This window comes from Loigolactobacillus rennini DSM 20253, from assembly GCF_001436505.1.
GTDB lineage: Bacteria > Bacillota > Bacilli > Lactobacillales > Lactobacillaceae > Loigolactobacillus > Loigolactobacillus rennini.
The window spans coordinates 1-14,513 of sequence record NZ_AYYI01000038.1 but is presented as its reverse complement, the minus strand read 5'-3'; the positions used below and the strand labels follow the sequence as shown (position 1 = coordinate 14,513).

11 protein-coding genes are annotated in these 14,513 nt (G+C 40.7%); all 11 read left to right on the top strand.

Annotated elements, in window-relative coordinates; genetic code table 11:
• Positions 1-12: 12 nt before the first annotated feature.
• The 11 genes from FC24_RS05965 to nifJ all read left to right on the top strand — a co-directional run bounded on the left by FC24_RS05965 (position 13) and on the right by nifJ (position 14,318).
• Positions 13-1,398, top strand: coding sequence for a nucleobase:cation symporter-2 family protein (locus FC24_RS05965; protein ID WP_057873977.1), 1,386 nt, complete (start codon positions 13-15; stop codon positions 1,396-1,398).
• A gap of 136 nt (positions 1,399-1,534) precedes the next feature.
• Positions 1,535-1,879 carry a winged helix-turn-helix domain-containing protein gene (locus FC24_RS05960; protein WP_235807330.1) on the top strand — a complete coding sequence of 115 codons (345 nt, stop codon included), beginning with the start codon at positions 1,535-1,537 and terminating at the stop codon, positions 1,877-1,879.
• Positions 1,876-2,874 carry an XdhC family protein gene (locus FC24_RS05955; RefSeq protein ID WP_057873976.1) on the top strand — a complete coding sequence of 333 codons (999 nt, stop codon included), beginning with the start codon at positions 1,876-1,878 and terminating at the stop codon, positions 2,872-2,874. Before FC24_RS05960 ends, FC24_RS05955 begins: the two co-directional genes overlap by 4 nt.
• A 116-nt stretch (positions 2,875-2,990) precedes the next feature.
• Positions 2,991-5,567, top strand: a complete 2,577-nt coding sequence (gene xdh / locus FC24_RS05950; protein WP_057873975.1) for a selenium-dependent xanthine dehydrogenase — start codon at positions 2,991-2,993, stop codon at positions 5,565-5,567.
• A 31-nt stretch (positions 5,568-5,598) separates the two neighbouring features.
• The gene (locus FC24_RS05945; protein WP_057873974.1) at positions 5,599-6,171 is read left to right on the top strand and encodes an NTP transferase domain-containing protein; all 573 of its coding nucleotides are present in this window, start codon (positions 5,599-5,601) and stop codon (positions 6,169-6,171) included.
• Positions 6,172-6,191: 20 nt separating this feature from the next.
• Positions 6,192-6,923 carry a selenium cofactor biosynthesis protein YqeC gene (gene yqeC / locus FC24_RS05940; protein ID WP_057873973.1) on the top strand — a complete coding sequence of 244 codons (732 nt, stop codon included), beginning with the start codon at positions 6,192-6,194 and terminating at the stop codon, positions 6,921-6,923.
• Entirely contained in the window at positions 6,904-7,719 is an 816-nt protein-coding gene (gene yqeB, locus FC24_RS05935; protein ID WP_057873972.1) for a selenium-dependent molybdenum cofactor biosynthesis protein YqeB, read from the top strand. The genes yqeC and yqeB overlap by 20 nt, the downstream gene beginning before the upstream one ends.
• A 233-nt stretch (positions 7,720-7,952) precedes the next feature.
• Positions 7,953-8,405: a flavodoxin gene (locus FC24_RS05930; protein ID WP_057873971.1), complete on the top strand. Its 453-nt coding sequence runs from the start codon at positions 7,953-7,955 to the stop codon at positions 8,403-8,405.
• A gap of 66 nt (positions 8,406-8,471) precedes the next feature.
• Positions 8,472-9,311 carry a sulfide/dihydroorotate dehydrogenase-like FAD/NAD-binding protein gene (locus tag FC24_RS05925; protein WP_057873970.1) on the top strand — a complete coding sequence of 280 codons (840 nt, stop codon included), beginning with the start codon at positions 8,472-8,474 and terminating at the stop codon, positions 9,309-9,311.
• Complete coding sequence (gene gltA, locus FC24_RS05920) at positions 9,304-10,713, top strand: NADPH-dependent glutamate synthase (RefSeq protein ID WP_057873969.1); 1,410 nt, start codon at positions 9,304-9,306, stop codon at positions 10,711-10,713. Before FC24_RS05925 ends, gltA begins: the two co-directional genes overlap by 8 nt.
• Positions 10,714-10,784: 71 nt before the next feature.
• Positions 10,785-14,318 carry a pyruvate:ferredoxin (flavodoxin) oxidoreductase gene (nifJ, locus tag FC24_RS05915; RefSeq protein WP_057873968.1) on the top strand — a complete coding sequence of 1,178 codons (3,534 nt, stop codon included), beginning with the start codon at positions 10,785-10,787 and terminating at the stop codon, positions 14,316-14,318.
• Positions 14,319-14,513 lie beyond the last annotated feature (195 nt).

Here is a 14,513-nt window from a genome sequence, read left to right as displayed (position 1 = left end):
AGGAACATAGTTATGAGTGAAAATAAACTAAGTGGCTTATTTGCTTATGATGGCCACATCTCAGTCGATGAAGTCGCCCCATTAGGCTTGCAACATGTTGTTGCTGCAGTTGCTGGAATTGTAACACCAGGAATCATGGTTGCTAAAATCTGCAATTTAAATGCCGCTAACACAACGATTATTATTCAAACTTCATTGATTTTCGCTGGTCTAGCGACGTTAATCCAGTTGTTTCCAATCTTTCGCAGATTTGGTGCTCGCTTGCCAATGATGATGGGTGCAAGTTTTGCTTGCGTCCCGATTCTGTTGATGATTGGTGGCGACTTTGGAATAGCAGATATTTTTGGTGCCCAATTAGTGGGGAGTATCATCATTACTTTTCTAGGACTGATTTTAAAAAAGATACGCATCTTATTCCCGCCAATTGTGACAGGCACGGTTATTTTAAGTATTGGTCTGTCGTTATTCCCCACCGCGGTCAATTACATTGCTGGTGGTGCTGGTAACTCTAATTTTGGTTCTGCTAAAAATTGGGCAGTGGCATTGATCACTTTTGCAGTTGTCTTTTACTTTAATTATTTTTCTAAAGGATTTCTCAGTTTGTCTTCTATTCTGAATGGCATGGTAATTGGTTATTTAGTGGCGTTAATGTTGGGCATGGTTGATTTTTCACCAGTTCATTCAGCGGCTTTCTTCCAAGTTATCAAACCATTCCACTTCGGTTTAAGTTTTAAGATTGTTCCCATTATCACTTTAACCATTGTCTTTTTGGTTGATACAGTTCAGACAATTGGTCAGTTCACCGCCACAACAGTTGGTTCAATGGATCGGCAGCCAAGCGATCATGAACTTTCAGGAGCGATTATGGGGAAAGGCTTGATCAACATTATTGGCAGTTTGTTTGGCGGCTTACCAGTTGGAACGTTTGGCCAGAATGTTGGCTTAGTGATTGCAACCCGTGCCATTAACAAATTTATTCTCACTTTCTCGTGTGGTATTTTACTGGTTGCTGGTTTTGTTCCTAAATTTGCTTCCATATTGACAACCATTCCGTATGCAGTCATTGGTGGTGCGACCATTTCGGTTTTTGCTACCATTGCAATGACAGGGATTAAAACTATCACTTCAGTAAAAATGACTAAGGAAAATAGCGCAGTAGTTGGTATTTCTTTAGCGTTTGGTATTGGTGTTGCACTTTCACAAAATAGTCTGGCGGGTTTTCCAGAATGGGTGAACACCATTTTTGGCAGTTCTGAAGTGATTTTGACAACAATTTTAGCCATTGTTTTAAACTTGTTGCTGAATCATGTTAAAAAACCACAAGAAATTAAAGCCAAAAAGGCGGTTAAGGTGAAGACAACCGTTGAAAAAGCACAGTTGGAGCATAAATACCAATAATACAGTCAAACATTAAATAAAAAATAGGAAAGTTATTAACGAGCCATTATAGCTTTCCTATTTTTGGCCTTGCGCTATCTATTTTTAATATAACGTGGTTAAAGGAGGGATTCCTATAAATAAGCTCAACTATCAATTGTCCTTAAAACTGTCGCGCGAAGCTGTTATTTTAAGTCCAGAAATTGTGGCGTTAATGCAGTTGGTTCAAACCGAAGGGTCGATTACCATTGCAGCACGCAAAATGGGATTTTCTTACAATAAAGCTTGGCGTTTACTTCACCAAGCCGAAGCTGCATTAAGTAAACCACTGATTGTTTCAAATAGTGGTGGTGCAAGTGGTGGCGGTTCAAATCTGACGTTAGAAGGACAAATTTTAATGGACAAGTATTTACAGCTGCAAAATTTGGTGACTGCAGCAGCAGATCACTATTTCCAAACGATTTTTAAAGAAACAGCAATCACTGGAGGTGTAAAAAAGTGAAAGAGATTTTCGAAAAATTATTAGCAAACTTAAAAAAGCAGCAGCCTGCTGTTTTAGTTACGGTATTGTCAAGTTCAGGTTCTGCACCTCGGGGCGCTGGTGCACACATGCTAGTTGGCACCACAGGCACAATTTGTGGAACCGTTGGGGGTGGTCGTGCAGAGTATGAAAGTGAAAAATTAGCTAAGACGCATTTGAAACAGCACACTAGTGGGATTAAAGACTTCAATTTAGCCCCCAATGATATTGAGGATCTAGGTATGATTTGCGGTGGCCGGATTAAAGTAATTTTTACTTATTTTTCTCCTGAAGTAAAAATGAATCAAACTGTCTTACAGCAGTTACTTCAGACAATGACGGCTCATCAAAGTGGCTGGCTCTTATTTAAATTAACAGCTGCGACGATGGTACTTGGTTTTTACAGTCAAGCTTCTGGTTTTGTCGGGTTTGAAGTTGCTAAAGAGAAGCTAACGGCTAAACCCCAAACTTGGCAAATTGAGCAACAATTATTTTATAGCGAACCAGTCAGTCAAAATAGTAAAGTTTATCTTTTCGGTGGCGGTCATGTTTCTCAGGCGTTGGTCCCAGTTTTAAAACCATTAAATTTTTATACCGTTGTTTATGACGATCGTGCTAAATTTTTAACAGCGGATTATTTTCCAACAGCAGATGACTTAATTGTTGGTGATTTAACACAATTAGCACAAAAAATAACGGTGACAGCAGCAGATTATGCGATCGTGATGACACGTGGGCACCAATCAGATTTTGATGTTGAACGGCAGTTGCTCAAAACGCCAGCTTTTTATATCGGTGTTATTGGCAGTCATCATAAAACAGCAGTGCACCGGCGTGATCTTAAGGTAGCCGGCTTTTCTACTAGTGATATTGACCGATTGAACATGCCGATTGGTTTGAAAATTGGCGCAGAAACACCAGCAGAAATTGCGATTAGTATTGCAGGGCAACTGGTTCAACGGCGGGCACAAAAATAATGAGCATCATTTAAAAAATTAGCACAAAATAATATTTTTTAGTGTTATAATATACGTGAAGTATTCACAATATGATAATTAATGGAATAAATGCCAAAATTGAAAGAGGTGCACTAATGTATTCATTTACCGTAAACGGTCAATCTGTTTCCAGCGAAGAGAATAAAAAGTTGATGTATTTCTTACGTGATGATTTACACTTGACAGGAACAAAGAATGGTTGCGATTCTGGTGCTTGTGGTGCTTGTACTGTACTGATAAATGGAAGGGCTTCCAAGAGTTGTCTATTTACGTTATCAAAAGTAGATGGCAAAGAAATAACGACCATTGAAGGCCTATCACAACGGCAAAAAGATGTTTTTGCGTATGCTTTTGCTCAAACTGGGGCAGTTCAGTGTGGTTATTGCATTCCTGGGATGTTAATGTCTGCCGTCGGCATGTTAAAAAAGAAACCGGAACCAACCGATAAGGATGTCCGTAAAGGCATTCGGGGCAATATTTGCCGCTGTACAGGTTATGTTAAAATTATTGAAGCAATTAAATTAGCTGCTAAAATGTTACGCGAAGAAACGCCAGTTCCAGAAGCACATTCAGATGGTAAACTTGGCCATGATCTACAGCGCGTTGATGCTAAGGAGAAGACTTTAGGTACGGGTAAGTATGTTGATGATATTACCGTACCTGGGATGCTTTATGCTTCAGCGATTAGAAGCGCCTACCCACGTGCACGTTTATTAAAAATTGATGCAACTAAGGCTCTGGCCGATCCGGATTGTGTTGCCGTCTTGACTGCTAAAGATGTGCCGGGCAATAATAAAATTGGCCATCTAGAGTTTATCTCAGACTGGGATGTTATGATTCCAGTTGGGGAAATCACTCGTTATGTGGGTGATGCAGTTGCCCTGGTAGTTTCAAAGAAAAAAACACGTTTACAGGAATTAAAGGATTTAGTTGAGGTTGCGTATGAAGAATTAACGCCGCTACTCAGCTGCAAAGCGGCTTTGGCTGATGATGCTCCTAAGATTCATGAAAAAGGCAATTTATTGTCCCATGAACATGTTGTGCGTGGTCATGCCGATGAAGCATTAGCCCAATCTAAGTATGTGGTTAAGCAGCATTATTCTGTTCCGATTTTAGAACATGCCTTTATGGAACCAGAATGTGCGATTGCAATGCCTGAAGAAGATGGCGTCTTAATGTATACAGGTGGTCAGGGAATTTATGATGAACAGCGTGAAGTTAGCCGGATGCTGGGCTTGCCAAAGGAAAAAGTTCATGTTCAGTCACAATTAGTTGGTGGCGGCTTTGGTGGTAAAGAAGATATGAGTGTTCAGCATCATGCGGCCTTAGCTGCTTGGTGCCTCAAACAACCTGTTAAAGTGTTGTTTAGCCGTCAAGAAAGCTTATTAGTTCACCCCAAACGGCATGGTATGCAGATGGACTTTACAACTGGCTGTGATGACGCGGGTAATTTGACAGCCATGAAAGCGACTGTTTATGCAGATAGTGGCGCGTATGCGTCTTTAGGCGGGCCTGTCTTGCAACGTGCTTGTACGCATGCTGCTGGTCCTTATAAATATCAGAATATTGATATTGAAGGTTTTGCTGTTTATACCAATAATCCACCGTGTGGGGCTTATCGTGGCTTTGGTGTCAGTCAAACTGCTTTTGCAATTGAAAGTAATCTGAATATGCTAGCTAAAAAGGTTGGCATCACCCCTTGGGAAATTCGTTATAAAAATGCCGTTGCACCAGGTGACATTTTATCTAATGGACAACTGGTTACGCAAAATACTGCCTTAAAGGAAAGTTTGCTAGCGGTGAAGTCAGTTTATGATGAAGCAAAGACTGCTGGCGTTACTTGCTTCTTTAAGAACAGTGGCTTGGGAGTTGGTGTACCTGATCCAGGCCGGTGCATTATTTCAGTTGAAAATGGCAAAGTTCATGTTCGGACCAGTGCAGCTGGTATTGGGCAAGGAATTGCGACCATTACAACACAAATAACTTGTGAAGCCTTAAATATTTCGCCAGACCTAGTTATTGCTGAAGCACCGGATACGCGGCGGACACCTGATTCAGGGACGACGACGGCTTCACGGCAATCATTAATCACTGGTGAAGCCACTAAACGTGCCGCACAAAAATTACGGGTTGAACTTGATATGGGTCGAACTTTAGCTGATTTAGAAGGCGAAGAATTCCATGGGGAATTTGCACCAGTAACTGATCCGTTGAATTCTGATAAGGAACATCCTGTTAGTCACGTTGGCTATAGTTACGGTGCTGAAGTAGCGACGCTAGATGATAAAGGTAAATTAGGCAAAATTGTTGCAGCTTACGATATTGGCCAAGTGATTAATCCGCGCGCTGCTGAAGGTCAAATTGAAGGCGGCATTGTCATGGGAATGGGCTATGCGTTAACTGAGAAATTCAAGATGGATCATGGCTATGTTAAGGCACGCTATCCAAACTTAGGGCTGTTAGATGCCACTAAAGTACCTGAAATTGAAGAAACGTTTGTCCATGCTAAACATATTCATGACAACGTTGCCTATGGTGTTAAGGGGGTTGGTGAATTAGCTACCATCTTGCCTGCACCAGCAATTGCCGGTGCGTACTATGCTTGGGATGGCGAATTACGGCCAGATTTACCGTTAGTCAATACACCCTATGAAAAAAAGAAAAGAAAATAAGCATTTAATTAGGTAATATCGAGGTGGGCTTATGTTTGCAAAGACAAGTGTTGTCATTATGGCCAGCGGTTACTCTCGGCGCATGGGTCATAATAAACTTTTTTTGCAATATCATGGGCGCACCTTTTTAATGCACACATTGGATTTAGTGCATCAAGCTGCGTTTAATCAGATTATTTTGGTGATTAAGCCAGAAGATTACCAAAATTGTGATCTGCCTTCTTCTGTCGAAGTCATTTTAAACTCAACCAGTTATTTGGGCCAAAGCGTCAGTGTGCGTTTAGGTACTCAGTCTGTAACTAGTGATAGCTGTCTTTATTTACCAATTGATCAACCTAAACTTAGTGTCAAGCTATTAAAGCAAATGCAGCAGCTTGCTGCACCGGATAGAATCGTTTTTCCTAGTTTTCAAGGCCAAGCACGCGCACCGGTATGTTTTGGCAGTCAATTCTTTTCTGAATTAATGCAAGTGACGGGCAAACAGGGCGGCCGACTGGTTAAACAAAGACACCCTGAAGCTTGGCGACCAATTGAAGTTGTCGATTATAATCAGTTACAAGATATTGATAATTGGGCAGCCTATTGTCAATTTGCTTTAAAATAATTAAGTGAGGGGGGTTGGGCATGGCATTAGTAGATTTATTAGCACTTAAACAACATGAAGTCGTTTCAATCGTGGGTAGCGGCGGTAAAACAACTTTACTCAATGCACTAGCCCAAATCTACCACAAACAAAAAATTTTAATGACAACGACAACTAAAATTTTCCCACCAACACAGGATCTGTATCAATCAGCAATTTTAACAAACACAGCATCAACATCGGCCGCTAATGGTGTGACGTTATGGGGAATTCCAAATGTCAATGGTAAATTATCTGCACCTAACCTTGCTTTATTAAAAAAACAGTTAATTAATTATGATAAGATTTTAATTGAAGCAGATGGTGCGAAGAGAAAACCATTAAAAGCATGGGCGGATTTTGAACCCGTTGTTATTTCGGACACAACGATAACAATTGGTATACTGCCGCTTAATATTTGTGGACAGAAAATTAATGCCAGCTTAGTTCACCGTTTAGACATTTTTCTAGCACTAGGCGATTTTTATTTGGGCCAAGTCATTAACCCAACAGTTTTAGCTAGAGTTATCAGTCACCCACAAGGGCTATTTAAAGGCGCACGGGGCCGTAAAATACTACTTTTAAATCGAGTGGCTTCACCACAAACTAAAGCTTGGGCGCAGCAAGTTGTTGCTGCTTTGCCAGCCCAATGCCGCGCCGATTTGTCATTAATTGTCGGTGGAAATTTTAAGGAACAGCAGGAGTGGAAAAAATATGGCAAAACGAGCAATTGAAGATACAGTGGTTGCAGTACGCGGTGGTGGTGATTTAGCAACTGGTACAGTACAAAAATTGGTGCACGCCGGATTTAGGGTTGTGATTATTGAAACAAGCGTACCGCTAATGATTAGGCGAACGGTTTCATTGGGTAGCGCTGTATTGGATGGACAAGCGACAGTTGAGGATATGACAGCGGTTTTAACAACTGAAAAAAATTTGGAAAAAGTATGGGAAAATAATCAAATTCCTGTTATAATTGATCCAGATTGTGAATTAATTAGCAAATTTAATCCTCAAATTTTGGTCGATGCAATTTTAGCAAAGAAAAATATTGGGACAAAACGGAGCATGGCACCGATTACGATCGCTTTGGGACCAGGTTTTCGTGCACCGCAAGATGTTAATGCTATTGTGGAAACAATGCGGGGCCACAATTTAGCTCGGTTAATCTTTGACGGCGAACCATTAGCCAACACAGGGATACCCGGAGTTATTGCTGGTAAAAGTTTTGAACGTGTCATTCATGCACCTGCAAGCGGTAAAGTCCAATACATTCATCAAATCGGTGACCAGGTTCTTAAAGGGGAAGCTTTATTCACAATTGATCAAACACGAGTTTTGTCACCTCTGACGGGAACTTTGCGTGGCTTAATTGCTGAAGGTGCGATGGTTAAAAAAGGATTAAAAATAGCTGACGTTGATCCGCGTGCGAACATTAATTGTTATTGTATTTCAGATAAAGCACGTGCAATTGGCGGAGGTGTCTTAGAGGCTGCTCTGATGCTAGGGCACCGATATCATTTATTTTAGCCGCACTGTCGTTGCTGTCTAGAGGCTGGATCAAATTTGATTCAGTCTTTTATTATTCAACAAAAAAATTAATGCTTTCTAAAAAACATTGTGTTTTCGTCAGGATGTGCTATATTGTAATTGTAAGCGTTGTCCATATTCCGAATTTCATATTCGGTTGAGTTTTTAGTTTTTTGTTCTAATCATTAGGTTTTGATGTCAATATTTAGATTAATTTGGAAAGGATGATTTATATGGCTTTAGCAAAAATCGTTTATGCAACAATGACAGGAAATACTGAGGGAATTTCTGAAATTCTCGAAAAAGCATTTGAAGATCAAGGTTTGGAAGTTGATCGCGAAGAAGCGGACGACGTTGATAGTGATTTCTTTGAAGATGCTGATATTTGTGTTGTTGCAACTTACACTTACGATGATGGTGAATTGCCATTTGATTTTGAAGACTTTCATGATGATTTAGAAGATGAAGACTTATCTGGCAAAGTCTTTGGTGTTGCGGGGACTGGTGATAGTGAATTGTACCCAGACTATTTCTGCTTTGCTGCGGATAAATTTGAAGCAGCTTTCAAAGAGACCGGTGCTAAAAAAGGCAGTGATACAGTTAAAATTGAAAATGAAGCAGACGATGATGATGCTAAGAAATTGCAGAGGTTTGCCAAGGAATTAGTCGCAGCAGCACAGGGCTAAAACAAAATTAAACGCTCAGAAATGAGCGTTTAATTCTGTGTTGCAATGGCATAGGGAGGTAGCGATATGTATAAAATCACAGAACGCACCGTGCTTTCGGAAAGGGAAATCGAATTTTGGATTATAGCACCTAGAGTTGCGGCCAAAGCACAACCCGGGCAATTTGTTATCCTGCAAGTAGATCAATTCGGTGAACGTATTCCTTTAACTGTTTGTGAAACAGATGAAGCCAGCGGTCAAATACGTGTCATTTTTCAGGTTATCGGAAAATCAACAGCAGAATTAAAGCATTTAAATGCTGGTGATGAACTGCAAGATGTGGTGGGTCCATTAGGTAAGCCAACTGAGATCAAAAATTATGGTACCGTTTTAGTTGTCGGTGGTGGCGTTGGCATTGCGGTATTATATCCAGTAATTAGAGGTCTTAAACAAGCTGGAAATCATGTCATCACAATTCTTGGTGCTAAGACAAAGGACCTAGTTATCTTGCGTGAAGAATGTGCTATGTATTCTGACGAACTCATTTTAGTGACGGATGATGGGTCATTGGGTCAGAAAGGTTTAGTTACCGATGCGATGAAAGCGGTTTTTGCTCGTGAAGAGATTAATCAAGCCTGGGCAATTGGTCCGGGGATTATGATGCGTTACTGTACAGATGTCGCTACCAAAGCCGAAGTGCCGATTTATGTTTCACTAAATCCGATTATGATTGATGGAACGGGAATGTGCGGTTGCTGTCGAGTCTTGGTAAATGATCAGATTAAATTTGCTTGTGTCGATGGACCGGAATTTTTAGGTGACCAAGTTGATTGGGATGGCTTTATTCAGCGAATGCATCAATATCATCCTGAAGAAGAAGAAGCCTATCAAGCTTATCAAGAAAAGCAGGTGCAGTTAAATGGGTAAACGTAGTTTTAATAAAACGCCGATGCGTGAGCAAGCACCAGAAGTCCGGCAGCATAATTTTAAAGAAGTCGCATTAGGATACAACATGGAAGAAGGGCAATTAGAGGCCGCGCGTTGTTTACAATGTAAAGACGCACCTTGCATTACACATTGCCCAGTCATGATTGATATCCCCGGTTTTATCAGACAAATAAAATTGGGCAATATGGCAGAAGCTAGTAAAATATTGAGCCGTTACACTAATTTGCCTGCGATTTGTGGTCGGGTTTGTCCGCAAGAAAAACAGTGTGAAATGGTGTGTCGTTTAGGCCGTTCGAAAAAATTCGAACCAGTTGCAATTGGTAAATTGGAGAGATTAGTTGCTGATTGGGAATTAGATCAGCCAACCGATGTGACTGATGTTCCTAAAGATAAGGGTAAAGTTGCTGTTATCGGTGCTGGACCTTCAGGACTAACGGTTGCTGGTGATCTTGCTAAAATTGGTTACGATGTGACGATTTATGAAGCATTACAAGCACCAGGCGGTGTTTTAACTTATGGCATTCCAGAATTTAGATTACCTAAACGGATTGTTCGTAAAGAAATTGAACAAATTACTGAGCAAGGCGTCAAAATAGAAACAGATGCCGTTGTTGGCAAAACCATCACCATGGACGAAATTATGCATGATTTTGATGCTTGTTATATTGGTGTTGGTGCCGGAACACCTAATTTCTTAGGCATTCCAGGAACAAATTTAAATGGGGTTTATTCTTCGAGTGAGTACTTAACACGAATTAATTTAATGCACGGCTATGAATTTCCTAAATATGATACCCCAGTACAACAATCTAAACACGTTGTTGTAATTGGTGGTGGCAATGTTGCGATGGATTCGGCCCGTTCAGCGCGGCGTTTAGGTGCAGATACGGTAACGGTGATTTACCGGCGTTCAAGTGAAGAATTGCCAGCGCGGGTTGAGGAGTACCAGCATTCGGTTCAAGAGGGTATTCAATATAGTTGGTTGACTAATCCAGTTGAATATTTATCTGACGAGGATGGCAATTTAAAGGGCGTTAAATGCATCAAAATGAAATTAGGGGAACCAGATGACTCTGGCAGACGTCGTCCTGAACCAATCCCTGGTAGTGAATTCACAATTAAAGCAGATACGGCCATTGAGGCAATTGGTCAAGGACCTAATAAAGTCTTATTAGATACTTTCCCAGAATTGAATAAAAATAAATGGGGCTATATTGATGCTGATGAGCAAACTTGTGCAACATCCGTTCCCGGTGTGTTTGCCGGTGGCGATATTGTGACTGGGGCAGCTACCGTTATTTTAGCAATGGGTGCAGGCAAAATAGCGGCTAAAGAAATCGATCAGTACGTTAAAAGCCACCATTCGATGGCAACCGTTTAAGCGGTTAACACGAAAACAGTTAGGGTTTGACATGATATAAGTTTGTATTTTCCGAAAAGGATGCGAAAAACATGAAACACATGAAAACAATGGATGGGAATACAGCAGCAGCGTATATTTCCTATGCATTTACTGAAATAGCAGCAATTTATCCCATCACACCAAGTTCACCGATGGCAGAAGTTGTTGATCAATGGGCTGAACAAGGTAAGAAGAATATTTTTGGCGAAAAAGTTAACGTCATTGAATTGCAATCAGAAGCTGGTGCTTCTGGTACAGTTCATGGGTCGCTAAAAACAGGTGCGTTAACTTCGACCTATACAGCATCTCAAGGGTTGCTTTTGATGATACCGAACATGTATAAGATTGCTGGTGAACTATTACCAACCGTCTTTCACGTTGCAGCACGGGCAGTTGCAACTAATGCTTTAAGCATTTTCGGTGATCATAGTGATGTTATGGCTGCACGGCAAACAGGTTTTTGCATGTTGGCTGAAAGCGGTGTCCAAGAAGTTATGGATTTATCGGCAGTTGCACATTTAGCAAGTATTGAAGGCAGCTTGCCATTTATCAATTTCTTTGATGGCTTCCGGACTAGTCATGAATTACAACGGATTGAAATGATTGACTATGATGATCTGAAAAAGATGATGGACTGGAAAGCTTTGGCAAACTTCCGGAAACGGGCAATGAATCCAAATGATCCATATGTTTCTGGGACGGCTCAAAACCCAGACATCTATTTCCAATCTCGTGAAACAGTTAACCAGTATTACGACAAGATGCCAGAAATCGTTCGTAAATACATGAAGCAAATCAATGCGATTCGTGGAACAAATTATGATTTAACTAATTATTATGGTGATCCAGAAGCCACTGAAGTCATCATTTCAATGGGATCAGTCTCCCCAACAATTCGGCAAACGGTTAATTACTTAAACAAGCAAGGCCGTAAAGTGGGTCACTTGAACATTCATTTGTACCGGCCATTCCCTGCAGAAGATGTTTTAGCTAAATTACCAGACACAGTTAAACGTGTTGCTGTTTTGGACCGGACTAAAGAACCAGGTTCTGATGGTGAACCATTATTATTAGATGTTCAAAGTGTCTTGTACCGGCATAAAAATCAACCAATTGTTATTGGTGGTCGTTATGGTATTGGTTCTAAGGACGTTACACCAGACCAGATTGTATCTGTTTATGATGAACTGCAATTACCTGTAGATCAAATGAAACAACGCTTCACAATCGGAATTGTGGACGATGTTACACATTTGTCTTTACCTAAACGTGAAATCTTAGACTTAACTCCAGCATCAACTTTCCAAGCTAAATTCTGGGGTTTTGGCTCAGATGGGACAGTTGGTGCTAACAAACAAGCGATTAAGATCATTGGTGATAACACTGGTCAATATGCACAAGGCTACTTCGCATATGATTCGAGAAAATCTGGTGGTTTAACCGTTTCGCATTTGCGTTTTGGCCATGAACCAATTGATTCAACGTATTATGTTGAGCAACCAGACTTTGTTGGCTGCCATAATGCGGCGTATCTGCATAAGTATGATTTAGTTAAAGGTTTAAGGGATGGCGGTACTTTCTTACTCAATGCGATTTGGGGACCAGAAAAGGTTAAAGAAGTTCTACCACTTAAATTAAAACGTTATTTAGGCAAACACCACATTAACTTCTATGTAATTAATGCCGTTGCAATTGCCCAACGTTGCGGTTTAGGTCGGCGGATCAACACTGCAATGTCCACAGCCTTCTTTGAAGTGACGGACATTATGGACCGTGAGCAATTCGTACCGTTACTGAAAGAAGAAGTTGACAAGACTTACGGTAAGAAATCACATGCAATTGTTGAAAAGAACTGGGAAGCAATCGATGCTACTTTTGACGAATTGCATAAAGTTGAAGTTCCTGCTGAATGGGCTGATTTAGAAGAAGAAAAGCCAAAAACAAACAAAAAAGTACCAGCATTTGTCAGCAACATCTTAGAACCGATGAACCGGCAAGAAGGCGACGATCTATCAGTTAAAGACTTAGTTGATAATGGCATGTTAGGCGGTTCCATCCCAATGGGGACAACTGCTTACGAAAAGCGTGGGATTGCGTTACAAGTACCAGAGTGGATTTCAGATCGTTGTATTATGTGTAATCAATGTGCATTTGTTTGTCCACATGCTGCCATCCGACCGTTCTTAGCAGATGAAGATGAAATGGAAGATGCGCCTGAAGGCTACATCACTCGTGATATGAAAGGACCAGATGGCCAGAAGTATCGGATTCAAGTTTCATTAGAAGATTGTACAGGTTGCGGCTTGTGTGTTGAAGCTTGTCCAGCTAAAGGTAAGGCTTTAGTTATGAAGCCTTATGAAGAACAAAAAGATCAAGCTGTCAATTGGGCATTTGCGATGACATTACGGCAAAAAGCCAACCCAGTTAAGAAGGAATCGGTTAAAGGCTCTCAATTTGAGCAACCATTAATGGAATTCTCTGGTGCTTGTGCAGGCTGTGGTGAAACACCATACATTAAATTAGTGACGCAATTATATGGTGATCGGTTAATGTTAGCTAACACCACTGGGTGCTCTTCAATTTACGGTGCTTCTTCACCAGCAACGCCTTACACTGTTAATAGTCAGGGTCAAGGGCCAGCTTGGAGTAACTCATTGTTTGAAGACAACGCTGAATTTGGTTATGGGATGCACATTGCTAATCAAACTAAGCGCCAGCATGTCGCTAAATTAGTTCGGCAAGCTTTGTCAGAAAAATTGGGTTCTGAAGAAACACAAGCAGCAATGACAGATTGGTTAGACCACATGGATGACGGTAAGGATACCCGTAAGCGTGCGGATAAATTAACTTCTGTCTTGTTAAATGAAAAAGAACCGTTATTACAAGACATTCTTAAACAAAAGAATTATTTTGTTAAGATTAGTCAATGGATTATCGGTGGTGACGGCTGGGCTTACGATATCGGCTTCGGTGGCATTGATCATGTTCTAGCTAGCGGTGAAGATATTAACATTCTAGTTATGGATAACGAACTTTATGCCAATACTGGTGGTCAAATGTCTAAAGCAACACCAACTTCAGCGATCGCACAGTTTGCTGCTGGTGGTAAGAAGACAGCCAAGAAAGACTTAGGCATGATTGCAGCAACTTATGGTAACGTCTACGTTGCACAAATTGCTTCTGAAGCTGATCCAAATCAAGCATTAAAAGCAATTGTAGAAGCTGAAAGCTACCCAGGCCCATCAATTGTAATTGGATATGCGCCATGTATTAACCACGGCTTAAGAGGCGGCATGCGCTTAACCTTACAAGAATCCAAAGAAGCGGTTGAAGCTGGTTACTGGCAATTGTACCGTTACGATCCACGCCGTGCGGCTAAAGGCAAGGATCCAATGCGCTTGGATTACAAGAAAGCTGACTTTGATAAGATTCCAGAATTCGTACAAAAACAGACACGTTTCTCTGCGTTGCATAACATTAAACAAAATGATGAACAAGTTGAGGAAATGTTAGATAAAACAAGAGAAGACATGCGCAAACGTTCTGAAAACTATCAACGGTTAGCGGCAATGAAAAAGAAATAAGCTCATCATTTAATGATGATGAATAGCTTTAAAGCAATTAATGGTCGAAAGCGGCCATTGGTTGCTTTTTATTATGTCTTAAACATCAGAATGTATGTCTAAGGCTATTTTTTGATGTTGAAAATTTTGTTTTGTAAAAGGTAGATTGTAAAATTTAAGTTGAACATATTAGTGGACAGAAAAACCCATAAAGGT

Excerpts from the sequence above, each read along its gene's own strand:
- FC24_RS05925 (WP_057873970.1), top strand. The coding sequence starts at position 8,472 with ATGTATAAAATCACAGAACGCACCGTGCTTTCGGAAAGGGAAATCGAA.
- gltA (WP_057873969.1), top strand. The coding sequence starts at position 9,304 with ATGGGTAAACGTAGTTTTAATAAAACGCCGATGCGTGAGCAAGCACCA.
- xdh (WP_057873975.1), top strand. The coding sequence starts at position 2,991 with ATGTATTCATTTACCGTAAACGGTCAATCTGTTTCCAGCGAAGAGAAT.
- FC24_RS05945 (WP_057873974.1), top strand. The coding sequence starts at position 5,599 with ATGTTTGCAAAGACAAGTGTTGTCATTATGGCCAGCGGTTACTCTCGG.
- FC24_RS05965 (WP_057873977.1), top strand. The coding sequence starts at position 13 with ATGAGTGAAAATAAACTAAGTGGCTTATTTGCTTATGATGGCCACATC.
- yqeC (WP_057873973.1), top strand. The coding sequence starts at position 6,192 with ATGGCATTAGTAGATTTATTAGCACTTAAACAACATGAAGTCGTTTCA.
- nifJ (WP_057873968.1), top strand. The coding sequence starts at position 10,785 with ATGAAACACATGAAAACAATGGATGGGAATACAGCAGCAGCGTATATT.
- yqeB (WP_057873972.1), top strand. The coding sequence starts at position 6,904 with ATGGCAAAACGAGCAATTGAAGATACAGTGGTTGCAGTACGCGGTGGT.
- FC24_RS05930 (WP_057873971.1), top strand. The coding sequence starts at position 7,953 with ATGGCTTTAGCAAAAATCGTTTATGCAACAATGACAGGAAATACTGAG.